We start from the raw sequence: 24,906 nt of genomic DNA on the forward strand, positions 1-24,906 counted from the left end.
GTTGCCGAGACGAGAATTTCGTCGCTATCCATGAACCAGTATGGCTCCCGCGTCACTCACCGATGCACGATATCCAACTGCGTGAACGCGCCTCGAGCGTGATCCTCGCGGAATAGCCCATGGTCGCGTCGCACGCGGTCGGCGGCTTCGGTGGCGAATTCCACCATGTCCTCGGCGAACAGTGTCGGTGGGCCGGTGGCGTTGAGGATCGCGGGTTCGATGTCGTAGTCGAGGTTGCCGGATTCGTCGGAGAGGGCGTGCACGGTGGCGAGCACGCCACCACAGATGCGGGCGTAAGCCTTCCATTCGCTCTTGGAGAGTTCGTCCAAATCGATATCGTCGCGGAACGGCGCGCGCTCGCGGGATAGATAGCTGTGGCCCTCGAACTCGACATGGCCGTAGAAGACGTCGCCGCGTATCAGGTGCACGGCCTGAGCATGGCTGATGCGTTCGGCGAGCGTGTCCATTTCGTAGGCAGAGGGCGGCACCAGGCCGGAAAGCGCCGAGCGACGGGCCTGTTTGTACTCGATGATCAGGTCGTCCGTGCCGTCGCGTTCGGGGCCTTCGATCAGTACGTAGTAGCGGTTGAGCCCCAGCGAGGCGGTGCCCTGGCCGAGACGTATCGCCAGGTCCTTCACGCGCATGCCATTCTCACTTCGCCCCCGGGCGCGTGCTGGCACCTCGATGTCGTTCTCTTTGATCAGCCGGTCGGTGATTTTCTGGAATTCGTCGCGTCGCGACGAGGTCGGTACCAGTTTCTTGGTCGGGCGGAAGCCGCTTCGCGTCTCGTCGAGATAGTCGTCGGCGAGCCACGCGGCACGATCTTCATCGGCGCTCTCGAATAGCGTGCGGATGAGCTTCGGGGCGTTGTCGAAGCGCATTTCTTCATCCTGCTCGGTGCCTTTCTGGGCCAGCCGTTCCATTTCTTTGATATAGCCTTGCACGAAGCGGCGGACGATCTTGATCTGCTGCTTGCGCTTGAGTTCGCCTTCGGTCTCTGCGGCGATCATGAAACCGACCGCGCCGCGCTTGATATCCCAGCTGAACGGGGCGTAGTAGGCCTCGTCGAAATCGTTGACCGAGAAGATTGGCACGTTGTCCATGTTGGGCATGACGCCGAAGTTGCCGGGGTGAACGTCGCCGAGCGCGAGTACGGTCGGCATCCAGGCGTCGTCGCCGGCCATGTCGCGATAGAACAGCAGCGCGGTGCCACGAAAGAACGAGAACAGCGAGTCGGCGAGCTGGTCGAACTTGGCGCCGGCTTCTTCGGAGCCGTCCGCGATGCGTAGCCGGTGATCCTCGCGCAGCGTCTGGCGCACGTGCCGGCGCCGCTCGAAACCGGTCAAGGCGCGCGGACGCAGCACGAAATCCCCATCAGCCACGGCTTCTGCCAGACGTTTGAAAGTATCGAAACGTGTCGCCACCGGGGCGGCGGGTTCCTCGAACGGTTGCCGCTCGAGCGCCGCCGCCAGTTCCGCCTTGCTCATCTTTGAGCGTCCCGCGATCTCCTGCCGTTGGGCTTGCTCGTACAGTGCCTTGCGCGTCGGTTCCGATTCTCGGCTCATGGGTACCCCTTGCCTGTCGTGGCTACCGTGATGTCGTTATACCCTTGCCTCCAGCATGCACGACTTGGCTGGGCATCGCATATCTTGCCGGGGCGCTATATCAGCGCGGCAACCACTCTGGCGTATCGCTACCAAGTGTAGGTGTGGTTCTCTCCCACCGAGGTGACGTCTCGGACATGCGAATCACAGGCCCAAGGCTTTTCAGGTCACCATAGGAAGTGTGGTCGTCATATACGGCGTAGGCTTCAAATTCTTCAGGCGACAGCCGCCCCGGCGCAGTCTCGAACTGCTCAAGCAGCCCCTGGCGTTGAAGAAACATGGCTGACTGACACAAAGAGACTTGTACGTGATATGTGCCGCCTTCCCGAGCACGTCGAGCCAGTGCCACCATGGCGCCAAAGGAAGCTAGGTAGCCAGTCAGGAAGTCGCATAGATAGACGGGTGTCAACATGGGCTTGCCTGCCTTCGTCGCTTGCCCCTGAAGATCACAAATGCCAGTTACGGCCTGTGCTACCTGATCCCAACCAGCCCGTGATGCAAAGGGTCCACCCGATCCATAGCAGTTCACACTGACGTAGACCAAGCCAGGGCGAAGCTTTGCCAGCTCCTCTACACCGAACCCGTGGGCTTCAAGACGGTGAGGACGATACCCTTCAATGAATACATCCGAATCACTAACTAACTCCCTGAGTCGAGCAGCGTCCGAGGCGTCGTTGTAATCAAGGAAGCAGCTACGTTTTCCATGGCTAGTATCACGTACAAAAGGCGCGACCTGGGGCAGGTGGGGCGCGGTGACCATCAGGACATCAGCGCCATGTTCGGCCATACCAATGCCCGCCGTTGGACCGGCGAGAATACGGGTGAGATCAAGAACCCTGATACCTGACGCCGGTTGGGAACCTTCGGGGAGTGGCTGCGGTGCTCCATCGGCAACTTTAGTGATTTCAACGACTGGCCGCGATGCGAGATAAGCACCGTGGGGATGAGCAAGCCACTCCTTTGGCGTACGCACTTTCCCGCCACATGCGCCTGCTGCTGCGATAGCTTCTTCAAGTTCATCTGCTTTCCAATGCCTTACGGCCTCAGCAACTGAATCAGGCGTACTCTTGCAATTCAAAACATCGAGTACTCGACGCTCGAGATGTGGCAAGTTGAAATGCGGTACAAACCAGCGGTCATCCGCTGTCCGCCACGGCTGGGTGAGCGCCACCATGTGCTCTACATCTTCCGAGATGGGCGTAGGGTGATATTGGCCGTAGTCACCACGGACCAGTGTCATGTCTTCGCCGCCCAACGCAGTCGCTGCAGCTGCCTTGGCATCAATACTGATGGACTGCCTGCGTCCGGTCTTCAGTTGCCATAAATCGTTTGCCGCCACACTGCGTGCCGCCAGTGCGTGGGCCAATGTTCGCCCGATACGAAAAGGAGATACAAACAGCGGATCGTCTCCTGTAAAGCTTACCTCATTGGGCGCAAGCTGCTGACCAGCCCGGATGCCCATCAGCTCATCGAATGCGCTGATTTTTCCCTTGTTTTGACTCATTCCTATAGCTCCTAAATATGGGGGCAGGATGTGCTTCTGGGCTGTGGTAACCGAGGTAGGTCAAAACCACGATTAAGGCTGCCGCAGGACTCCCGGACCATGCTGTGTCCGCACCGCACCGCACCGCACCGCACCGCACCGCACCGCACCGCACCGCACCGCACCGCACCGCTCTGGGCAGTGGGTCGTATCCGTATGGAGATCGGATGCCCATATTTTCTTGAAAAGAGAATGATAGTCAAGTATCGTTCTTAATATGAGAACGATGAGGCTTGGGAGATAGGCTGGTGCCACCGTGGTCTAGAACCCTGGTTTATTGCGATTCCGGCTTAAGGAACTCACGATATGACGTCTTTTAAAGCGATCCTTGTGTCAAAAGATGACGAAGGATATCAAGCACGAATGATATCACTTTCACCCGAACAGCTGCCTAAAGAGCCGATAGAAGTTGCAGTGGAGTATTCGACGCTCAATTACAAAGATGCCCTGGCAATCACGGGCGAGTCGCCCATTGTACGTCGCTTCCCTCTTGTCCCCGGCATTGATCTCGCAGGCTTCGTCACTAAAAGCGAAGACCCCAAGTTTAAAGTGGGGGATGCTGTGATGCTTAATGGATGGGGGGTTGGCGAATCAAAGTGGGGTGGGATGTCCCAACGCGCTGCCGTGAGAGGAGAGTGGCTGCTTCCTCTACCTGAACCTTTTTCTACTAAAGAAGCTATGGCTATCGGGACTGCGGGTTATACAGCGGCATTGTGTGTACTTGCATTGAAGCAACACAACATTATGCCCGCTGATGGTGATGTCTTGGTCACCGGCGCTTCGGGGGGCGTTGGTAGTATTGCAGTGAACTTATTATCAAACCTTGGCTATCGCGTTGTGGCTTCCACTGGTAAGTCTAGCGAAGTCGATTGGTTAAAACGTCAAGGTGCAGCGGATGTCATCGATAGGACGGAACTCAGCTCATCAAGCAGACCACTGGCCGCGGAACGTTGGAGTGGCGTGGTGGATACAGTCGGTAGCCATACACTTGCCAGCGCATGTGCGAGTACTCAATACGGTGGTGTGGTCACGGCCTGTGGTCTAGCCCAGGGAATGGATTTTCCTGCTACCGTTGCACCTTTTATTTTGCGCGGTATAGCTCTCGTGGGTATAGATAGCGTTTATTGCAGCAAGGAACGTAGGTTTCAAGCTTGGGACCTTCTCGCGAAATATTTAGAACGGACGGCTTTGCAGCAATTGGTCACGACTATTGGCCTTGATGAGGTTTCTGAACGAGCACCGGACATGCTGGCCGGTAGGCTTAAAGGAAGGATAGTTGTAGACGTTAACGTTTAAAGGCGCCAAATGTCACTAGTTATCTCACACGTTTCGGTTTGAAACTTGGCTGGGAGGGTTTTTTGAAAGTGCTTGGTGAAATGATGACTGCTGTAAACTAAGGGGAGTTTTTATGGGTGATTTAAGCTTGGCGAGTCGCTCGGCCGAAATTCTGAAGGAATGTCTCTATGCTAATATCGCGACATCGCGCGACGACGTTCCTTGGAATACACCTGTCACCGCGCTGCCGGACTCCGATCTAAACTTCTATTGGTCGTCCTGGACATTGGCGGAGCACTCCCGAAATATTGCCAGAAATAGCTCGATATTCATGACCTTCTACGATTCGACGCGAGCAAGAGGGACCAATAACCTGATGTGTCTTTATCTGCAGTGCGTGGCCCGAGAGGTTTCCAATTCAGGTGAAGTCGCAAGGCTTTCGAAATACTTTATCCGAGCGAAAATGTCGATCTTGAAAACTTCCTCGAGGAGGGTGTTAAACGAATCTATTGCGCTGAGCCGAGGAAGGCATGGTTGAATTGCCTGTCTGAGAAAGAACTTGAGCCGACTACGCTTAAAATGCGAACGGAAGTGTCTATCAGCGACATCAGAAGCGCCTTTACCCTAAGGTAAGCGTCCATTATTTATTTCTTTGCGATTGGTGAATATACCGCTATTTGTTGGAGTTTTTATGCCCCTTGTTAAGTTTGATGTTGTGGAAGGTAGGACTGAATCCGAATTGAGAATGTTGCTTGATACGGCGCATCAGGCCGTTATTGAAAGCTTCCAGGTACCCGAGTCGGACCGATACCAAGTCGTCCATAGCCATAAGCCCTGTGAGATGATTCTCTCCGATACAGGGCTGGGCCTGGAAAGAACAGATGCCAGCGTTGTCATGACCGTGATCAGTAAGTCACGGCCGGAGAAGATGAAAGTCGAGCTTTATCGTTCTTTGGCCAGTCGCTTGGAAGCGTGTTGCGGGATAAAGTCCAGTGACCTGATTGTCTCGGTGATAGAAAACACGGGGCCGGACTGGAGTTTTGGGCTTGGAGAAGCCCAGTTCGTTACTGGTAAGCTGTAACGTATAGTCAGTTTTATCAAAAGGGTTATATGGATGCTGTGGAGAGCTTTATTACCGGAATTTCTTGCATCGGGAGATTGGCTTAATGGAAGACTTTGAGTCTCTCAGGGTTTTCGTCTGCGTCGCGAATGAGCTCAGTGTAACGGGTGCAGCACGGCGGTTGAAAAAGAGCCCATCGAACGTGACCACGAGGCTGCAAAAGCTGGAAGCAAGCATCGGTGCCGAGCTTCTGGTGAGGACGGGGAAAAGCTTTTCCCTATCGGCGGCAGGCGAGGTTTTTCTCGATTACGCTGAGCGGATGCTCAGTCTCCGGACGGAGTCCATGCATGTCGTTTCGGGAGGGCGCTTTCCGGGATCGATCAGGATCGGCAGTATGGAGGCAACGGCTGCGAGCCGTTTGCCGGGACTTCTAGCCGCCTTTCATACGTCTTTCCCTGAGCATGGAGTGGACCTCACAACGAGCCCATCGATACGACTGCTGGATGACGTTCGGTCGGGAAAGATCGATGGTGCCTTTCTGGCTATTCCACCTTCCTTCATCGAGAGCCCGCTGTCAGAAAAACTGGATGTACTTGGGTTGGAATTCCACGATGCCTGGGAAGAATCTCTCGTCTTGCTGCATCCGGACATAGGAATTGAAAATCCTGGCCTGGATGATGTCTCGGTGAAAAAACTGGCAGCATTTCCGCTGGGGTGTACCTATAGGAGAATCGCCGAAGAATACCTGAGTATACCTGATAGAAAAGAATGGGAGATTCAGGAATCACCCTCGTATCACGTAATGGTTGCCTTGGCATGCACGGGTAGGTATGCAACGGTCTTGCCGGAGAGTGTCTATCAAACGCTGCTGCCACCCGATAACCTGAAGTGCATTCCACTCTGCAACGTCACCACGAAACTGGCGTGGCGTAAAGGTTACGCCACGCCAGTTTTCCAGGATTTCCGAGATACCTTGAGTCGCAGTTCTATCTGAAAGGCAGGCTACACAGGGTCGGTTATGAGGGCAGTGGCTTAATGCACTTCGCGCTCTGCTGGCTGCGCGTTCGCATCATCCCGCGTGACCCGCCAGACCGCATTGGTCATGTCGTCGGCGACGATCACCGAGCCATCCGGGGCGACGGTGACGCCGACGGGGCGGCCGCGTGTCTTGCCGTCACTGGTGAGAAAGCCGGAGACGAAGTCGACGGGGTTGCCAGCGGGCTGGCCATTCTCGAATGGAATGAAGACGACCTTATAGCCAACGGGGTCGGCGCGGTTCCAACTGCCGTGTTCGCCGACGAAGGCGCCGTTGGTGAATTGTTCGCCCACTGCCGAGTTGGAGAAGTCGAGGCCGAGCGGTGCGTGGTGCGAGCCGAGGCTGTAGTCGGGGGCGATCGCCGACTCCACCAGCGCCGGATTCTCCGGCTTTACACGTGGGTCGACGTGCTGGCCCCAGTAGCTATAAGGCCAGCCGTAGAAGCCGCCATCCTGAATGGATGTGAGGTAGTCGGGCACCAGGTTCGGCCCGAGTTCGTCGCGCTCGTTGGCGACGGCCCAGAGCTGGTCCGTGCCCGGTTGAATGGTCAAGGCGGTGGGGTTGCGCACGCCGGTGGCGTAGGCGCGGTATGCGCCGGTTTCCGGATCGATCTCCCAGATTTCCGCACGGTTCACTTCCGCCGCCATGCCGCGCTCGGTGATGTTGCTGTTGGAGCCGATACCGACATAAAGATAGTCGCCATCCGCGCCGGCAGTCAGGGACTTGGTCCAGTGGTGATTGATCCTCGAAGGTAGCGGTGTAACCACTTCTGGTGGGCCGCTGGCTTCGGTCTGGCCTTCTTGGTAGTCGAAGCGAACGAGTGCGTCCTGGTTGGCGACGTAGAGATCGTCATCGACCAGGGCGAGGCCGTAGGGCGCATTGAGGTCCTCGGCGAACACCGTCTGCTCCTCAAAAGTACCGTCACCGTCGCTGTCGCGCAGCAAGGTTAGACGGTCGCCGCCTGTGACCGAGGTGGTGCCTTGCGACTGAATTAAGCCGGCGATGAAATCTTTCGGTCGCGATTTGGGGGCGTTACCGCCGCCTTTGCCTTCCGCCACCAGGATATCGCCGTTCGGAAGCACCAGCGTCTGGCGCGGGACCTTGAGGTCGGTGACGATGGCGGTGATCGTGTAGCCATCGGGCACCGTGGGCTTCGTGTCGCCCCACTGTGCCTGTGCGGGCACCGCCATGTTGGGCAACAGGCCTCGCTGCGGCTCGGGTAGCTCAGGGTTCGGGCCGTACTGCTGGCCTGAATCGGCGGCGTAGGCACCACTGGCGAGCAGCAGGATCGAGAGCGATAAGGCATAACGTATGCCAGCGTACTTGCGTGCGAACTTCATGACTGACCTCCGCGCTTGCGGCTGGTGAATCCGATCCAGACGGCCATGAAAGAGAGCACGGCAATGACGATGGAGAGCGTCAGTCCCGTCGGCATCATCGCCCAGGCGTCTCTGGCGTGGACCAGCGTATTGACGAAGGCGAGGATCCAGGTCACCAGCAATAGCAGAAAGTAGAGGATGGAAAGACCGCGACTGTTGGCGGGGCGGAATATCCCGACCAGCGCGCAGATCAGTGCCAAGCCGCAGAACACCAGGCCGCCGGCGATCAGCCAGGAAGCGAAGTGACTCCACTGGATTTGGTAAGTGGTGGAATAGGCGTAATCGCTCAACGCGGCGCCCAAGAAGAGAGGGAAGGTGCCCGCAAGCAACATTCCATGCAGTGGGTTAGGCCCACTGCGGGCCGGTCGTGCGGCGGTGGCAATCACGGCAAACTCCTTTTGCGGATCAGTGGAAGACGCCTCGCCAAGGATGACTTGGCCAGGCGCATTCGGCTGCAGTGTAGTTTGCTCATGGAGGCCCCACCAAAATAGACGTTCCGCCGGCTCTCCTTGCTCGCCCATGACACGCGGGCCCCACCCTGGAGCGGAGCGCCGGACAATGAAAACTGGACGCGGCAATACCGGGTGGGCTGTACTGCGAGCAACCACTAACTGGTTGGTCTTTTATGGAGAAAGGCCCGGCCGGATCGGGATCGATCCGGTGGTGGGTGGAATGCATGGATGGCCCACTGAATCGGTAAGGGACGTATGAAGAAAAAAAGCGCATGGCGACTGTGGCTGGTGGCTGCAGTGGTTTTCATCTTCTCCAGCCTATGTATGGCGCAAACGCCGGATGACGATAGTGATGAGACACGCTGGTTCTCCGTCGATTCGCTCAACGCGGGGCTGGGCGAGGTCCCCAAGGCGGTCAAACGAATAACGCCACGGGAGGCGATTCGTAGTTTTCTGACACTGACCGAAAATGAGGACTTCGCGGCGGCGGCGCATATCCTCAATCTTTCCGAACTATCCCCTGCGCAGCAGCGAGAGCGAGGCGGACAGTTGGCCAGGCAACTGGCCGAGGTGCTCAAACGTGGCGAATGGCTCAAGGTTTCCAGTCTCCCTGGACGCCAGGATGCTGCCATCGAGGACCCCACGGGCCAGCATCCCCAGACAGGAGAGCCCCGCCGGAACCTCAAACTGGCATCGCTCACCGCCCAGGGCGAAACCTATGACATCCGTCTGGGCCGATATCGGGTGGGTGAAGAGGCGCCAGTCTGGTTGGTCATGCCGGACAGTGTTTTGTCGGTGCCTTTGCTTTACGAGGAATATGGCCCCTTGATGTTTGAGGCGTATATTCCGGAGCGTTTCAAGGCTTCGTTTGGAGCGCTCAGAATCTGGGAATGGATCGCCATTCCGGTATTTCTGTTGCTGGTGGGGCTGATGGGGTGGTGGGTCCACCACCTGGTCGGGGTGGCAACACGCTGGTTACCTTCCGGCGCGCCGAGCATCTTCGTCGGTCGAATCAAGGCGCCTGTAGCGCTCGTCGTCATGTCACTGGTCACCCAGGCGGTGCTCGACTACGTCGTGTCTTTCTCGGCTGTGGCAACCACCTCCTTCCGGGTGCTGTTGATCGTCATTCTGGCTTGGGGTGGCGGCACGATCGCGCTGCGCCTCGTCGATACTTTCATGCTGCAAATAACCCGGCGTCTCATCGGGCAGATAGATGACACCAAGCCCCAGGACGCGCGTCAGTTCTTGACGACACTCTATGCGTTGCGACGCATCATTATTCTGATCACGGTCACGGCTGTTTCGATCTATGTGCTGAGTCAGATCCAGCTATTCGAGACGTTGGGAGTCACCTTGCTGGCCTCGGCCAGCGTCTTGGCGGTGCTGGTGGGGATCGCCGGCCAGACGGTGCTCGGCAATATCCTTTCTTCGTTTCAGCTGTCGTTGGCCAAGCCCATACGTATCGGCGATCTGGTGGTCTTCGAAGACCAATGGTGCTACGTGGAAGGTATCTTCTATACCTACATCCGCTTGAGAGTCTGGAATGACCGACGCTTGATAGTGCCGGTCACGTACTTCGTTTCCAGGCCCTTCGAAAACCTGTCGGTCAAGAGCACCAAGGAGTTCAGAAGCCTGGCGCTGATCCTCCACTTGAGCGCTGACATTCAATGCCTCAGGGAGAAGTTCCTGGAGTACGCGCAGGAAGAAGATAACGTCATCGAACACCACAAGCTTTCTTGTTATGTAACGGGACAGACTGAGCGGGCGCAGACGGTCGTTTGCTACCTGATGACCTCGGATCCTTTCGCCGGCTGGGTCGCTGAAATGAATGTTCGGGAGAAACTGATGGCCTTCATCCGAGACGACCACCCCGAATGGTGGCCAAGGGAAGTGACGACCATCAGCGAGCACGATGTGGCGCTAGGCGAAAGGCCGGGGCGTCCGCCTAGCTACGGCGGTGGGGCGTCTTGATAAGGGCTCTTTGATAGGGACGCTTGATAGCGACTCACCAGGAGGCCGTCATTCCAGCAGCAGCATGCCCTGCTCGATATCCGCGGCAATCGCTTGGCAGAACGCCGAGAGGTCGCCGCGTCTGAGCGCTTGAGTCACTTCGCGATGATAATCGTCGGCGATGCTCGATGCCCCCCAGCGCGTGCAGATGTAGCGCATGCTGGGGCCATATTGCAGCCACAGTATTTCGACCAATGGTAAAAGCACTTGCGATTGGCTTAGGCGGTAGATATGGAAGTGGAACTGGTAATTACCCCGCATGTAACTCACCAGGTCGCCCTGGGCGATGGCGGTGTTGATCCGCTCATCAATCCGTTCCAGGGCCTCGATGTCGGTGCCGGCGATATTGTCGAAAGCTTGGCGCGACACCTCGGTTTCAAGATTCTTTCTCGCGAATAAAATTTCATGAAAGCGATCATGGCTAAGTTCGGGGACGATGATCTTGCGACTGTCGGAGAATACCAGCGCCCCCTCCGTGACCAGCCAGCGCACCGCCTCCCGCGATGGCATGGCACTGGTGCCGTATTCCGCGGCGATACGCCGGATCGAGATCACTTCCCCAGGCGTGAAGTCTCCCTCGCATAACCGCACGCGGAGAGCCCGGTGCAGCCGGGTCGAGGCGGTATCGGGTGAAAACGCATCGCGATGGGCGGTCAGTTGCGTGGTCATGCCGTTTGCCATTGTCATTTCGCTTATTACAGGGGCGACGGTGCCGACGAGGCTCTACGACCTATCTTAACTCAGTTGAGCGATCACGACTGCCATGGGTGCCTTGTGAGCCCTGCAGGCCTCTGCTAGTGTGATCACACACGTGTGATCACACCATTCTCAGAACAATACACTAGCGAGATCGATCCATGACGCAATCATCTTCGCAACGCGTTCCCTGTTCCGAGCGCTCCCGCCTAGACGCTGCCAGCAAGCGGGTCGACGTGCTCTGTGTCGACATGAATGGTATTCCGCGTGGCAAATGGGTCCCCGCCGCCCAGTTCGACAAGGTGCTGGCCGGGCAAGTCCGGCTGCCACTTTCGACGCAGTCGTTGGATATCTGGGGCGAGGACAACGACGCCCTCACCGGGTTATCGCAGTCCATCGGCGACCCGGATGGCGTCTGCCACGCCGATGAACGCACCTTGTCGCCACTACCGTGGGCCAATGGCCACCAAGTTCTCACCACTTTGCACGGCCTGGATGGGACGCCGAGTTTCATGGATCCGCGCGCCATCCTGGCGGCCGTAGTCGAGCGCTTTCGCCAGCACGGCTGGACGCCGGTGGTGGCCATAGAGCTGGAGTTCTACCTACTCGACGCCGACGAACGGCAGGCGCTGAGGCCAATGCCACCCGCCTCGCTGTGTCCTGGTGGCGTGCCCAAGGGCTTGCAGCTCTATGAAATGGACGCGATGGAATCGCTAGGCGAGGTGCTTGATACCATTCGCGCCTTTGCCGACGCTCAGCAGGTACCCGCAGACACGCTGATCGCCGAGTTCGGGCCCGGCCAGTTCGAGGTCAATCTGTGGCATCGCCCGGACGCCCTGGCCGCCGCCGACGATGCAATCTACTTCAAGCGCCTCGTTGCCCAAGCCGCCAAGTGCCATGGTCTGTCCAGCACCTTCATGGCCAAGCCCTACACCGAGCAGGCCGGCTCCGGCATGCACCTGCATGTCAGCGTGATCGACGATGATGGCACCAATATCCTCGATGAAGACAACGGCGCCGGGCATCTCGAAGCCGCCATTGGCGGCGTGATGCACAGCCTGCTCGACGCCCAGGCGATCTTCGCCCCCCATGCCAATTCCTACCGGCGCTTCCAGCCGGACTGCTTCGCGCCGATCGAGTGCACCTGGGGCCGTGACCATCGTGGCGCGGCGGTGCGCGTACCGGAATGGCGTGGTCCTGGCGCGCGACTGGAACATCGCGTGGCCGGTGCCGATGCCAACCCTTACCTGGTGGCCGCGGCGCTGCTCGGCGGTGTCCTGCAGGGCCTGGAGCAGCGCACCGCGCCGCCACCGGCCATCGAGGACGAAGCCATCTCGCAGCAGCGTCCCGAGTGTCTCACTCACGACTGGCTCGCTGCCATCGAGCGCTTCGCCGACTCGCCGGCCATGGCCGACATCCTCGGTACCGAGTACCGCGATCTCTACGCCAGGGTGAAGCGGCACGAGGCCCAGCGTCTGCTGGCCATGGTCACCGATATTGACCGCCAGACCTATCTCACCCGGCTCTAAGGAGAAGACATGATCCAGGAGCGCTGCGCTTCCTATTACACCGCGTCGGTCGCCGAGGAGTCCGACTATCCGCGCCTGGAAGGAGAGCACCGGGTCGATGTGGCAATCGTCGGTGGCGGCTTCACCGGCGTGGCCACCGCGGTCGAACTGGCCGAGCGCGGTTATCGCGTCGCCATCGTCGAGGCCAACAAGATCGGCTGGGGCGCCAGCGGGCGCAACGGCGGTCAGGTGACCGGCAGCCTCTCCGGCCAGGATGCCATGGCCAAACAGATGCGGCGTACGCTGGGTGAGAGCGCCAAGGAATTTGTCTGGAATCTGCGCTGGCGCGGGCATCAGATCATCCGCGAGCGGGTAGCGAAATACGGCATTGCCTGCGATCTCAAGCAAGGCCACCTGCAGGCGGCCTACAAACCGAGCCACGTGAAGGCGCTGCGCCAGGACTACGAGGAATCGCAGCGCCATGCCATCGGTGAGCACATCCACTGGCTGGATACCGAGGCGGTGCGCGGCGTGATCGGCACTGAGCTCTATCACGGTGCGATCCGCAACGATTACAACATGCACCTGCACCCGCTGAACCTGTGCCTTGGAGAGGCCCGCGCGGCGGCAAGCCTAGGGACGCTTATCTTCGAAAATTCGCCGGTGGTCGGTATCGAGCATGGCAATACGCCGGTGGTGGTCGGCGAGCACGGCCGGGTGGCGGCCGATAGCGTGATTCTTGCGGGCAACGCCTATCATCGCCTCGAGCGCAAGCAACTCAGTGGCAAGCTTTTCCCTGCGGCACTGGGAATCGTGACCACCGCGCCACTGACACCTGAGCAGGCGCAGGCCATTAACCCCGAGGACTTGGCGGTCTATGACACGCGCTTCGTGCTCGATTACTACCGACTGACCGCCGATAAGCGTCTGCTGTTCGGCGGCGGGGCCAATTACTCGGGACGCGATTCACAAGACATCGCCGGCGAGCTGCGGCCGCGCCTGGAACGCACCTTCCCTCAGCTCCAGAACATCGCCATCGATTTTCAGTGGCAAGGCATGGCGGGCATCGTGATCAACCGCATTCCTCAGCTCGGCAAACTTTCCGACAACGTCTACTACGCCCAGGGGTACTCGGGCCATGGCATTGCCACTTCACACATCGTCGGCGAAATCATGGCCAACGCGGTCGCCGGCAGTCTCGAGGAGTTCGATGCCTTCGCCGAGGTTCGACACCTTCGTATCCCGCTCGATGACCGTCTCGGCAATGCACTGCTCGCGGCCGGCATGTGGTACTACCAATTACTCGAAAAGCTGAAGTAGCAATTACTCGAAAAACTTAAATAGCGGCGCTTTTGCGCCCGACAATTCGGCTTCCCGTCATTCACGAAGGCACAACAACAACTCCGCTGAGGTGAGACACGATGGAATATGACAATCCGCTGGTCCTGTTGCCCACGGCAATCGTTTTGATACTCGCGCTGTGGACACGACGCGCTCTCGAACCGCTGGTGCTGGGGGCCTTCATCGGTACCTTGATGATCGACCCAGGCAATGCCTTGAGCAGCCTCACCGATGATTTGCTCACGGTCATGACCGACGAGGACGTCGCCTGGGTCATCATGGTCTGTGGCTTGATGGGGAGTATCATCGCGCTGCTACTCAAGTCCGGCTCCTCCCGGGCATTCGCCGACAAGCTGATGCGTTACACGACCAACAAGCCCCGTGCGCTGCTGGGCTGCTGGGTAATGGGCATCATCCTGTTCGTCGACGACTACCTGAACTCGCTGGCTGTGGGGACCTCGATGCGTAAGGTCACCGACCGCTTCAAGACGTCCCGGGAAATGCTGGCCTATGTCATCGACTCCACTGCGGCGCCCATCAGCGTGCTGATTCCGATATCGACCTGGGCGGTCTTCTTCGGCGCGCTACTCGAGAGCAACGGCGTGGCGGAGGATGGTCAGGGTGTGTGGACCTACATTCAGGCCATCCCGTTCATGTTCTATCCTTGGGTCGCCGTGATCTTGGTGCCGCTGTTCATCTTTCGCTGGATTCCCGCTTTCGGCCCCATGAAGAAGGCCGAGCAGCGTGCCGAAGGGCAGGGGCAGTGCGTGCCTCCCGGTGCCGAACATATCGACGCTGAAATCGCCCATCTCGAAGCGGGTACCAACTCGAAAGGTAGTATCTGGTCCTTCTTGTTGCCCATGGCCTCGCTGGCCTTCTTTACCTGGTGGTTCGATCTCGACTTTCTGATGGGCATCTTCGTTACCCTGGCCGGGATGATCGTGGCCTTCATCGGGTTCAAGAAGCTTTCACCCAGCGAGACGTTCGACAACATCCTCGAAGGCTTCAAGTCGATGCTGGATGCCCTGGCGGTGCTGGTCGCTGCTTTCCTGTTCAATGAGGTGAATACGTCGCTGGGCCTCGCCGACTATGTCATCACCACGGTCGAGCCACTGGTCAGCGCGCAAATGCTGCCGTTCATCATCTTTACCGTGATGGGCTTCGTGTCCTTTGCCACCGGGTCCAACTGGGGCGTGTTCGTGATCATCCTGCCGATCGTCGCCGTGCTGGGGCAGAATCTCGGGGCCGACATGACCCTAGTGATCGGCGCCACGCTCTCCGCCAGCACCTTCGGCAGTCATGCGTGCTTCTACTCCGATGCCACGGTGCTGACCGCTCAAGCCAGTGGTTGCACACCGTTCCAGCATGCCTTTACCCAGCTGCCTTATGCGGCCCTGGCGGGCTGTATTGCCGCTGCGGGCTACCTGGCGTTGGGGTATATGTGATGACTGATTCAGGCAGGTACTTCATGCACGATGACGCGCGTTGCAACTTCTGGACCTCCACCTTGGCCGAGCAGCCGACATCGCGCCCGCGCCTGTCCGGGAATGTACAGGCCGACGTCGTCATCGTCGGCGCCGGCTTCACCGGGCTTTGGACTGCCTATTACCTGAAGAGGCTTTCCCCCGATCTTGAGGTCGTCGTGCTCGAGGCGGAACGTGTCGGCCATGGTGCCTCCGGGCGCAACGGTGGCTGGGTGGTAGGCAATCTGGCCGGTCTGGAGCGGCATATCAGTGGCTTGCCGCTGCAAGAGCGGCGCGAGTGTTGTGACGTGGTCGCCGATAACGTCGACGAGATCGGCCGGGTGCTCGCACGCGAGGGGATCGCCGCCGATTTCAACAAGGGCGGCGCGCTCTACGCCGCCGCGCGCTATCGGGACCAGATCGCCATCCAGCGCGATTATCTGCGCCATCTTCATGAACTCGGCCACAGCGAGGCGGACTGCTGCTGGCTCGACGCCGAGCAGCTGGCGGAGAAGGCCTGTTTTCGCGACGGCTATGGCGGCATCTACCATCGTCAAGTCGCCACGCTGAACCCGGCCAAGCTCGTGGCGGGATTGGCCGAGCGTGTCGAGCGCCTTGGCGTCACTATCCACGAGCACAGCCGTGCCACTGACCTGGGCCGACACGAAGTGAGCACTCACGAGGGGAGCGTCGAGGCGCCGACGGTCGTCTGTGCCACCGAAGGCTACGCCGATCGCTTTCATGATTTTAAACGCCACGTGATTCCGGTGCAGAGTCTGGTGATCGCCACCGAGCCGCTTTCAGACGCCACGTGGGAAGCAGTCGGTATGTCCGAGCGCCTCGCATTCTCCGACGCCAGCCGTCTAGTCAATTATGGCCATCGCGCCGCCGACGGGCGTATCGTTTTCGGCGCTCGCGGTCACTATCGTCTCGGCGCCAAGCCCAAGGCCGACCAGGCGATCAGCGACGAGGCCATTCGTATGCGGCGAGACCTGCTGGTGGATCTCCTGCCCGCGCTGGAAGGGGTCAGGATCGACTATGGCTGGGGCGGCTCGTTGGGCTTGTCGCGCAACTTCCGCCCGCATGCGATTTTCGACCGCGCCAGCGGTCTTGCCACGGCCGGGGGCTATGCCGGCGAAGGCGTGGCCGCCTCGCATCTGTTCGGGCGTACATTGGCGGACATGATCCTGAGTCGCGATACCCAACTGGCGCGGATGCCGTGGGCCTTTACCAACGCGAGTCATCGGCAGCTGATCAAACGCTGGGAGGGAGAGCCGTTGCGTTGGTTAGCCGCCCAAGCGATCACTTACAGCTACGCTGGAGAAGAGGCATTGATGCGTCGCGGCAAATCGGCGCCACTGCTCAAGCGAGTGAACGACTACTTCGCCTCGATCATCGAATGATCGCCGAGTTGGCAACCATCCAGTCCCGTTGGCAACTGCGCTGGGTCATTAGTGAACGCGTCTCAACTCTAGCCGGCCGACCAGTGGGCGGGGAATTTGCGACAGTTGCTCGTCAGCCGCTGATGGAGTCTTTCTAGCAATACCTGTTCCGTGCCGGGTTGGACGACTTCCTCGAGGCTTGCACGGGTTGCCTCCAGGGCGGCGGGCATTCGCTCGGCTAGCTGGAGTCCCTGCCTGATGAAGTAACGTGGCTGGAAGCGCAACGATCTGGCGAGTGATTCCAAATGTGATTTCTCGATGCTGCCGGGCCTGTTCTCACCGGCAACCTGGAAAGCGAAATGGCGTGATAAGCCGCTATAGAGCGTCGTGCTCATCAAGTCGTAAAACGGTGCCAATCGCGGACCTTCGTCAGCTTGCAAGAGGGAGAGATTCTTGGCGTGGCTATCGTTGTTACCGATCAGCAGGTTGAAGAAAAACCAACCGATGAGTCGTTGGAAGTCCCTGGCAGGAACACCGGCCTGTTGCAGTAGCTCTCGGCAACGCGCCAACCCGGGGCCGCCATCGCTTTCGTACTTGATACTCGACGGGGCGCCACTGAGCTGGCAGAGGTCCAGTTGATGCAGCCTTCGCAGTCCTCCTCGACCATCGGGAGTACGGTCGTAGCGACGAACAAGGCAGGCGCGGGTCTCCAGCTGGTAGCTGGCTTCTGCCACCTCGAGTTCGAGCTTGGCCGCCAGTTGCATGCAGAACGTCTCGTTGAGGGCGGACGCCCAGATACCGCTCAGGCGGCGAATGTCCGGTTTGAGGATGTGGCTGGACGGCGCCGATCCTTCGGGTATGGCGGGGCTGCCGTCTTCCATTAGCATCAATAGCAACTTGTCCTGAGCGCCGGCCAACGAGATGCGAGCGCCCTCGCCTTGCTGTGAAAGTAGCGGGCCCCGTTCTCGGTGATGAAGGTGCTCGGCCAGCGCACTCCAGCGGAGAGGGTGATAACGAGGCGTCGCCAATGCCTCGCCTGAAGGAATCAGGGTAAAGCCGCTGGCCGTATCGCCACCGATGGCTTTCAAGAGCCCGAAGAGGGTGCTGGTGTGGTGTCGGATCTCCAGGTGATGCCGGAGATCGCCTTCTGGCAGGAGATTTTCGAAGTACGCCACAACGTCATCGCCGACATGCACGCGGCGGGTCAGTGGAAGCGAGGGGGAGAGACTGACAGCCCGTGGAGATGCCTGCCATGGCGGCTCGTACTCGAAACGCAGCGGCTGCGCGTTGTATAGCCTGCCTACCAGGCAATCATCATGATAGACATCCAGGACTTCATCACTCGCCATGTTGATGTCTCCCCTTGCGCTGCACGATGACTTCGAGGCCCATGAGATCGAGTACATCCAGAACTTTCTGGAGCTGCAGCGTCGGTTTACCCCGCTCCAGGTCAACGATGAAGCGATTTCCGGTGCCGGCCAGCCCGGCTAAGTCGATCTGTAGCAATGATTGTTCGGCGCGCGCCTGGCGTACCAGCATGCCGAGGTCTTCGCTGTGACGAATGCGGTTGCCAAATGTTTTGGATGGGGGGGAGTCGGCCATTTACGTTCCTGATCTATAATTACCGTTCGGTAAGTGTAGCGTCATATATCGTGACTTCCAGTATTATAGTTACTGATCGGTAATTTATAGCTCTACGAGAGCCGTGGTGCCCAGATAGTTACCGACCGGTAATTATGAATGGTTGAAGCTTATCAATCTCCCGAGCGCCGGAAAGAGAATAACTCGGCCAGTGGATGATCTCGGCCCTCGATCAGGTCGCGTAACAAGCCAGCGCCTATCATGCTGTAGCTGATGCCGTTGCCGCCGTAGGCCATGGCGAAGTGAATGCGATCACCGTATTGCGGGTGTGGGCCGAAGAAGGGCAGGCCGTCATCGGTCTCGGCGAAGGTGCCGCCCCAGGAAAACGTGGGATTGAGCGAGAGGTGAGGGAATAGCGTTTCCACCTGCTCGATCAAGGTTTCGGCCTTCTGGCTCACGCGCTGGTCACGTTTGGCGGGGATGTCGATATCGTCGTCCTCGCCGCCGATCATTAGCCGGCCGTCGCCGGTGGTGCGCATGTAGAGGTAGGGGCGTGCGGATTCCCAGACCAGCGTCGAGGTGAGCTCGCCCAGCACGTCTGCAGCGATGGGGTCGGTGATAAAGGCGTAACTGCTGCGGTTGATGGCGACGTGGTCATCGATCCAAGTTTGCGCTTCATAGCCCGCGGCGACGATGAGATGCTGGCAGGCGAGTGAGTGACCGCTGGTGGTAGTGAGCGTCACGCCGTGTGCGTGCGGCGTGACGTTGTCGACTTCGGTGCGGTCATATACCCGCCCGCCCGCATCGAGTACACGGTCCAGCAGCTTATAGGCCATACGGTAGGGGTCGAGACGCGCGGCGAGATGCGTCAGGATCGCGCCGGGAGCGTTGAAGACAAAGCGTTCCGAGATGGCTTCCTGCGTTAGCCAATCGGCAGCAAAGCCATGCCGGCGGCGCATCTCCCATTCGCGATAGAGGCTATCGACGTCGCTTTCGTCGCTGGCGTAATACAGGCTGCTCTGCATGGCGAAATCGATATCGCCGAGGGCGTCGGCCAGGCCCTTGAGGCGCTCGATGGCCTGTGCGCAAGCGCGATAGGCGAGCACGGCATCGGCCTCGCCGTAGCGCGCGGCGAGATCGGTCATGTGAGTATCGATCTCGTATTGAATCAGTGCGGTGCTGGCCGCCGAGCTGCCCCAGCCGACATCGCGGCGTTCCAGCACGATGACATCATGCCCGTGCTGAGCCAATTCATCGGCTATCAAGGCGCCAGTGATACCGCCCCCGATGATGGCCACTTCGCAGGTCAGGTCCTGATCGAGCTTGGGAAAGGCCTGGAGCAGTCCGTTCTTGACCGCCCAGAAGGGATAGCCGCTTTTGAGGTCCATACAGGCTCCGTGAACAAGGAAGGGCGATCATCGTAAGATAGACGTGAATGACGTGGTCGGGGGTGTTTAGATGACCTCGAACCAGTAATCCAATGTCTAGGTAGCTTAATGACCACTGCTACTTGGGTTGGACTATCGCTTTTACGTAAACAGGGTGCTTGCTCTCGCCGGAGCACGGGAGGAAAAGTCATTTCAAATCATGAGTAAGTGCAGTTTAGCTTGGCCGCCATCTTGGCCACTTCAACCACATCAAGGCTCAACGCCAACTCTTCGTTCTTTAGACCTTCTATCGGCATCCAGCGCGCCTCCAGCGCATCATCGCCGGCAACGGGGTCGCCAGAAATCCATTGGCAAAAGACCGCTATAAGCACAAAGTGTTGTTTGGTTTCTCCAGAGTCATCGTAATCAAATACATTCACGGCGGTAAAAGTTTCTACAACGTTTGCCTGGACGCCCGTTTCTTCGTGAAGCTCACGTAACGCTGCGCTTTCAATCGTTTCGCCAAAATTTATTTTTCCTCCTGGGAATCCCCAGTGATTGGCATCCGGTGGGTTCCTGCGACGTACTAACAAGACATTACCATCCCGAATGACGGCTGCTATTGTCGCCGGTATGGGATGATGAAAAGAGGAGCTTTCTATTTGGGGAGAGCTTTTTTCCATGGGTCTGGTCCCGAGCAAAAGGGGAAGCGTGGCTGTTTTTGTCTACCCACCATTCCTGACAATCAGTAAAAGATCGTGCTCCACGATATGCGCTAGCGTCAATGATCATTTTTCTTAAAGCAGTTAAAGGTCCTGACGTGCCCGTAATTGCTTCTCCACGATATCGACGAATGCACGCGTTCGTGTCGAAATGCTTTTCCGGTCTGGATGGATTGCGACGATTTCCAGCGGTGCCGGTTTTAGATCGAGATCCAATTCGATGAGCTCACCTGCCTCGACGCTTTCGGCGCAAAATTCATATGGAATGATAGCGAAACCTATACCGGCTCGGGCGCCAGCGATGAGCATCAAGCTACTGTCAACGCGATAGCGAGTCGGTACGTCCAGCGCGGTGGTTCGACCTTCAGCGTCAACGAAATGCCAGGGATTCGCCTGTAGTGCCGTCAACGTCGAAATACAGGGCAAGTGGCTGAGTTCCTGCACTGAAGCGGGGCGGCCATGCTCGGCAATGACTGAGGGCGCGGCGACCACGGCGCTGCGCATGCTGACCAGTGGGCGAACTACCATGCCGCTATCGGATAGCTTGCCACGGTGGTAGCAGATCGAGACGTCCACGTCTCTTCTGACGGGATCGAGTGGCGCCATGCTGGTGATGCAGTCGATGGCAATGTCCGGATGGTCGGCCACGAAATCGGCGATACTTTCATTGAGCCATTTGACACCGAATTCGGAAGGGATGGCGACGGTAATTCTGCCACTCAGGCCGCCATTTCGCCCCTTCATCTCATGCTCGACTTCCTCTAAGTCGCCGATGATGTCCCCTGCCAGATGATATAGGCGCTGGCCCTCGGCGGTAAGACGCAAGTGTCGCGTATTTCTCAGTACTAGCTGATGGGATAGCTGTTTTTCCAGCTGATCGAGGTGGCGCGCCACCGTTGATTTGGGAATGTCCAATGCCTTTGAGGCCGCCAGGATAGAACCTTGCTTGGCAATGGCGACAAATACTTTTAAGTAATCGAGGTTCATGGGTTCAAATCCGGGAAAGTGTTTCCAATCTTACTGCGTTGCCTGCATCTGGGCACAACATTAGGGTCTTCAAGGAGTAGGCGGCCAGCCTCTTGTACAGTTTATTGATTTTATCTTTTGAAAGAGGCGCGACATCATGAGCGACGTTGTCAGCAACATTGTCGATGCGGATCCCATTGAAACACGTGAGTGGCTGGATGCTCTGTCATCGTTGACTCATTGTGAAGGCCAGAATCGAACACGCTTCATGATTCACCGCTTACTCGAGGCGGCTGGTGAAAGCGGGGTGTCGTTCGAGGGTGGTTTCGCGACGCACCACCGTAACACTATCGGGCCCCAGGAAGAGCCGGATTATCCCGGCGACCTGGCGCTGGAACGCAAGATCCGCTCGGCGGTGCGCTGGAATAGTGTGGCCATGGTGGTGCGCGCCAATGCCAAAGATAAGAGTCTCGGTGGTCACCTGGCCAGTTATATGTCGAGCTGTACGCTCTACGAAGTCGGCTTCAATCACTTCTTCCGCGCCGCGTCGAAGGACTTCGACGGTGACCTGATCTATTTCCAGGGACACATCACGCCGGGTATCTATGCACGCTCCTTCCTTGAAGGGCGTTTGACCGAAGACCAGTTGGATCGCTTTCGCCAGGAAGTTGGAGGCGGGGGATTGTCGTCCTACCCGCATCCCTACCTGATGCCGGATTATTGGCAGTTCTCGACCGTATCGATGGGACTCGGGCCGATTCAGGCGATCTACCAGGCGCGGTTGATGAAGTACATGGATAACCGTGGGCTACAACCTCTCCAGAATCGCAAGGTCTGGGCGTTTCTCGGCGATGGCGAATGCGATGAGCCGGAAACGTTGGGCGCGCTCAATGTGGCGAGTCGGGAGCGGCTGGATAACCTGATCTTCGTCATCAATTGCAATCTGCAGCGTCTCGACGGGCCGGTGCGTGGCAACGGCAGTGTCATGAGCGAGCTGGAGCGGACCTTCCGGGGCGCCGGTTGGAATGTGTTCAAGGTCGTCTGGGGGAGCGCCTGGGATCGACTGCTGAACGATGATCGCAGCGGCCTTTTACAGCGGCGCATGGACGAGGCTGTCGATGGCGAATATCAGAACTTCAAGGCGCAAGGCGGGGCCTACACGCGCGAACATTTCTTCGGCAAATACGATGAGCTGGCGGAGCAGGTCGCCTCTCTATCGGACGAGGAAATCCAGAATCTCATCCGCGGCGGCCACGATCCGGTGAAGGTCCATGCTGCCTATCGAGCCGCCATGGAGGCCGACAATGGCCGACCCACCGTGATCCTGGCGCATACCGTGAAGGGCTATGGCATGGGCAGCGATCACGGCGAGGCGGACATGGAAGCTCATAACATCAAGACCATGACGGCTGAGGGCTTGAAGCAGCTTCGCGATCGTTTTCAGGTGCCGATTACCGACGAGCAATTGCAAGACGGCGGCATGCCGTATTATCGCCCGGCGTCGGATTCTCCCGAGATGCGTTATCTACAGGGATGCCGCGAGCGTCTGCATGGTTTCCAGCCCGCGCGGCGCACTCATCACGAGACGCTGCCGATTCCCGAACTCGAAGACAAGCCATTCGCTGCTCAATTGAAGGGCACCGGGGCGCGCGAGGTCTCGACCACCATGGCCTTCGTGCGTGTGCTGAGTGGCTTGACCAAGTACAAGCCGCTACGCGAACGAGTCGTGCCGATTGTTCCGGACGAGGCGCGGACCTTCGGTATGGAAGGCATGTTTCGCCAGCTTGGCATCTATGCGCCGGAAGGCCAGAAATACGAGCCGGTCGATGCCGGACAGATCATGTTTTATCGCGAGGACCGGGCCGGTCAGATCCTCGAGGAAGGCATCACGGAGTCCGGCGCCATGTCGTCGTGGATCGCGGCGGCGACGTCTCATGCGAACCACGGCACGATGTTGATTCCCTTCTACTTCTTTTACGCGATGTTCGGCTTCCAGCGCATCGGTGATCTCGCCTGGGCCGCTGGCGATATGATGTGCCGGGGCTTCATGGTGGGCGGTACGGCGGGGCGGACCACCATCAACGGTGAAGGGCTTCAGCACCAGGATGGCCATAGTCATCTGTTCGCTTCGGTCATTCCCAACTGCCGTACTTACGACCCGACCTATGCCTATGAAATTGCGGTCATCGTGCGCCATGGCTTGCAGGAGATGTATGAGCGCGGCAAGGACATCTTCTTCTACCTGACAGTGATGAACGAGAACTACCCGCACCCGGCCATGCCCGATGATTGCGAGGAAGGCATCGTGCGCGGCATGTACCTGTTGCATCCGGGAGAGAGTGACGACGGCAAGCCCCGGGTTCAGCTACTGGGGAGCGGCACGATTCTTCGCGAGGTCGAGGCGGCGGCCGAGATTCTGCATGACACACATGGTGTGATCGCGGACGTATGGAGCGTGACCAGCTTCAACGAACTGCGTCGCGAAGCACTCGACTATGATCGCCGGCGCTTCCTGGCCCCGGGGGAGCGGCAAGAGGCACCTTGGGTGATGCGCCAGTTGGCTGAGCGTCAAGGCCCCGTCATCGCGGCTACCGATTCCATCCGCCTGTATGCCGACCAGGTCCGCGCCTGGGTGCCGAGCGACTTTCATGTGCTGGGGACCGATGGTTTCGGACGTTCCGACACACGCGAGGCGCTGCGCCGTTTCTTCGAAGTGGACCGCTATCACGTAGTTATCTTGACGCTTTGGGCGTTGTCCGAACGTGGCGAGATAGCGCCGCATGTCGTTGCCGAAGCGATGACACAGTACGGCATCGATCCTGCCGCGCCTAACCCGCTTGATAGCTGAGGCGCGCCTGAGTATGAGCCCACGTGACGTGAAAGCGGATTAAAGGACGAGGAGCGCTACAGTGCGTAAGGAAATGATACGGGTACCGGACATCGGCGGTAGCGAAAACGTACCGGTCATCGAACTGGCCATTAGCGAAGGCGACGAAGTCGACGCGGAAGACACGTTGATCACGCTGGAGTCCGACAAGGCCTCGATGGATGTGCCCAGCCCTTACAAGGGCAGGATGATCGAGCTTTCGGTCAAGGAAGGCGATAGCGTCTCCGAGGGCGACCTGATCGGCACGATGGAGATTGCGGACGAGGATGCCGATGAAGGGGGCGACGCGGAAGACGTCGACGAGACGCTAGCGGAAGGCGAGTCTGAGAGTGTCGAGCCGCCTGCGGAAGCCAAGGAGTCGGCCAAGAAAGCCAATGCCGGTCAGAAAGACGCCAGTCAGCAAACGACCAGCGCTACCCAGTCGGCGCCGCCTAAGTCCGAAGCATCGTCTGCCAAGCAGCCTGCGGGCGAGCCGGGCCCCGAGGCACGCCACAAGCACGGCGAAGACAAAACGGTGGGAGCTCATGTGCATGCCGGCCCGGCGGTGCGCATGCTGGCGCGCGAACTGGGCGTCGATCTGGCCCAGGTCACACCCACCGGGCCCAAGAACCGCGTGCTGAAGGAAGACGTGCAG

General features: G+C 58.7%; 20 protein-coding genes. 10 read left to right on the plus strand and 10 right to left on the minus strand.

Going from position 1 to position 24,906, the window contains the following annotated elements; genetic code table 11:
- Window positions 1-56 precede the first annotated feature (56 nt).
- Window positions 57-1,565, minus strand: coding sequence for a DUF2252 family protein (locus tag OP494_RS16215; protein WP_280542426.1), 1,509 nt, complete (start codon window positions 1,563-1,565; stop codon window positions 57-59).
- A gap of 100 nt (window positions 1,566-1,665) precedes the next feature.
- Window positions 1,666-3,108 carry a CoA transferase gene (locus OP494_RS16220; protein ID WP_280542428.1) on the minus strand — a complete coding sequence of 481 codons (1,443 nt, stop codon included), beginning with the start codon at window positions 3,106-3,108 and terminating at the stop codon, window positions 1,666-1,668.
- A 345-nt stretch (window positions 3,109-3,453) separates the two neighbouring features.
- On the opposite strand from OP494_RS16220, the gene OP494_RS16225 reads away from it, so the two are divergent.
- The 3 genes from OP494_RS16225 to OP494_RS16235 all read left to right on the plus strand — a co-directional run bounded on the left by OP494_RS16225 (window position 3,454) and on the right by OP494_RS16235 (window position 6,476).
- Complete coding sequence (locus tag OP494_RS16225; protein WP_280542430.1) at window positions 3,454-4,443, plus strand: MDR family oxidoreductase; 990 nt, start codon at window positions 3,454-3,456, stop codon at window positions 4,441-4,443.
- A gap of 670 nt (window positions 4,444-5,113) precedes the next feature.
- Window positions 5,114-5,503: a tautomerase family protein gene (locus OP494_RS16230; RefSeq protein WP_280542432.1), complete on the plus strand. Its 390-nt coding sequence runs from the start codon at window positions 5,114-5,116 to the stop codon at window positions 5,501-5,503.
- An 85-nt stretch (window positions 5,504-5,588) separates the two neighbouring features.
- Window positions 5,589-6,476 carry a LysR family transcriptional regulator gene (locus tag OP494_RS16235; protein WP_280542434.1) on the plus strand — a complete coding sequence of 296 codons (888 nt, stop codon included), beginning with the start codon at window positions 5,589-5,591 and terminating at the stop codon, window positions 6,474-6,476.
- A gap of 38 nt (window positions 6,477-6,514) precedes the next feature.
- Here OP494_RS16235 and OP494_RS16240 read toward each other — a convergent pair whose 3' ends face one another.
- Both OP494_RS16240 and OP494_RS16245 read right to left on the minus strand, forming a co-directional pair.
- Complete coding sequence (locus OP494_RS16240) at window positions 6,515-7,858, minus strand: sorbosone dehydrogenase family protein (protein WP_280542435.1); 1,344 nt, start codon at window positions 7,856-7,858, stop codon at window positions 6,515-6,517.
- Window positions 7,855-8,283 carry a DUF2231 domain-containing protein gene (locus OP494_RS16245; RefSeq protein ID WP_280542437.1) on the minus strand — a complete coding sequence of 143 codons (429 nt, stop codon included), beginning with the start codon at window positions 8,281-8,283 and terminating at the stop codon, window positions 7,855-7,857. The genes OP494_RS16240 and OP494_RS16245 overlap by 4 nt, the downstream gene beginning before the upstream one ends.
- Before the next feature lie 321 nt (window positions 8,284-8,604).
- On the opposite strand from OP494_RS16245, the gene OP494_RS16250 reads away from it, so the two are divergent.
- Window positions 8,605-10,320, plus strand: coding sequence for a mechanosensitive ion channel domain-containing protein (locus OP494_RS16250; protein WP_280542438.1), 1,716 nt, complete (start codon window positions 8,605-8,607; stop codon window positions 10,318-10,320).
- Window positions 10,321-10,368: 48 nt separating this feature from the next.
- Here the strand turns inward: OP494_RS16250 and OP494_RS16255 are convergent, their stop codons facing one another.
- Complete coding sequence (locus OP494_RS16255) at window positions 10,369-11,028, minus strand: GntR family transcriptional regulator (RefSeq protein ID WP_280542440.1); 660 nt, start codon at window positions 11,026-11,028, stop codon at window positions 10,369-10,371.
- A gap of 188 nt (window positions 11,029-11,216) precedes the next feature.
- On the opposite strand from OP494_RS16255, the gene OP494_RS16260 reads away from it, so the two are divergent.
- The 4 genes from OP494_RS16260 to OP494_RS16275 all read left to right on the plus strand — a co-directional run bounded on the left by OP494_RS16260 (window position 11,217) and on the right by OP494_RS16275 (window position 16,770).
- Window positions 11,217-12,584, plus strand: coding sequence for a glutamine synthetase family protein (locus OP494_RS16260; protein ID WP_280542442.1), 1,368 nt, complete (start codon window positions 11,217-11,219; stop codon window positions 12,582-12,584).
- Between the two features lie 9 nt (window positions 12,585-12,593).
- A complete protein-coding gene (locus OP494_RS16265; RefSeq protein WP_280542443.1) occupies window positions 12,594-13,883 on the plus strand; it encodes an FAD-binding oxidoreductase in 1,290 nt (429 codons plus the stop codon).
- Between the two features lie 101 nt (window positions 13,884-13,984).
- Window positions 13,985-15,349, plus strand: coding sequence for a Na+/H+ antiporter NhaC family protein (locus OP494_RS16270; protein WP_280542445.1), 1,365 nt, complete (start codon window positions 13,985-13,987; stop codon window positions 15,347-15,349).
- Between the two features lie 23 nt (window positions 15,350-15,372).
- On the plus strand, window positions 15,373-16,770 hold the full coding sequence (locus OP494_RS16275; RefSeq protein WP_280542447.1) for an FAD-binding oxidoreductase: 1,398 nt from the start codon (window positions 15,373-15,375) through the stop codon (window positions 16,768-16,770).
- A gap of 68 nt (window positions 16,771-16,838) precedes the next feature.
- Here the strand turns inward: OP494_RS16275 and OP494_RS16280 are convergent, their stop codons facing one another.
- The 5 genes from OP494_RS16280 to OP494_RS16300 form a co-directional block, all read right to left on the minus strand.
- On the minus strand, window positions 16,839-18,098 hold the full coding sequence (locus tag OP494_RS16280; protein ID WP_280542448.1) for a type II toxin-antitoxin system HipA family toxin: 1,260 nt from the start codon (window positions 18,096-18,098) through the stop codon (window positions 16,839-16,841).
- The gene (locus OP494_RS16285) at window positions 18,088-18,351 is read right to left on the minus strand and encodes a helix-turn-helix transcriptional regulator (RefSeq protein WP_280542450.1); all 264 of its coding nucleotides are present in this window, start codon (window positions 18,349-18,351) and stop codon (window positions 18,088-18,090) included. Before OP494_RS16285 ends, OP494_RS16280 begins: the two co-directional genes overlap by 11 nt.
- 152 nt (window positions 18,352-18,503) lie before the next feature.
- Complete coding sequence (locus tag OP494_RS16290) at window positions 18,504-19,718, minus strand: FAD-dependent oxidoreductase (protein ID WP_280542452.1); 1,215 nt, start codon at window positions 19,716-19,718, stop codon at window positions 18,504-18,506.
- Window positions 19,719-19,915: 197 nt separating this feature from the next.
- Window positions 19,916-20,380, minus strand: a complete 465-nt coding sequence (locus OP494_RS16295; protein WP_280542453.1) for an NUDIX hydrolase — start codon at window positions 20,378-20,380, stop codon at window positions 19,916-19,918.
- Window positions 20,381-20,503: 123 nt separating this feature from the next.
- Entirely contained in the window at window positions 20,504-21,406 is a 903-nt protein-coding gene (locus OP494_RS16300; RefSeq protein ID WP_280542455.1) for a LysR family transcriptional regulator, read from the minus strand.
- 136 nt (window positions 21,407-21,542) lie between these two features.
- Here OP494_RS16300 and aceE point away from each other — a divergent pair, with 136 nt between their 5' ends.
- Together aceE and OP494_RS16310 are read left to right on the plus strand one after the other, a co-directional pair.
- Window positions 21,543-24,233 carry a pyruvate dehydrogenase (acetyl-transferring), homodimeric type gene (aceE, locus tag OP494_RS16305; RefSeq protein ID WP_280542457.1) on the plus strand — a complete coding sequence of 897 codons (2,691 nt, stop codon included), beginning with the start codon at window positions 21,543-21,545 and terminating at the stop codon, window positions 24,231-24,233.
- A 61-nt stretch (window positions 24,234-24,294) separates the two neighbouring features.
- Window positions 24,295-24,906, plus strand: a 612-nt coding sequence (locus tag OP494_RS16310) for a biotin/lipoyl-containing protein (protein WP_280542459.1), incomplete at its 3' end; no start/stop codon positions are given.

The organism is Chromohalobacter sp. 11-W (genome assembly GCF_029889905.1).
Lineage (GTDB): Bacteria > Pseudomonadota > Gammaproteobacteria > Pseudomonadales > Halomonadaceae > Chromohalobacter.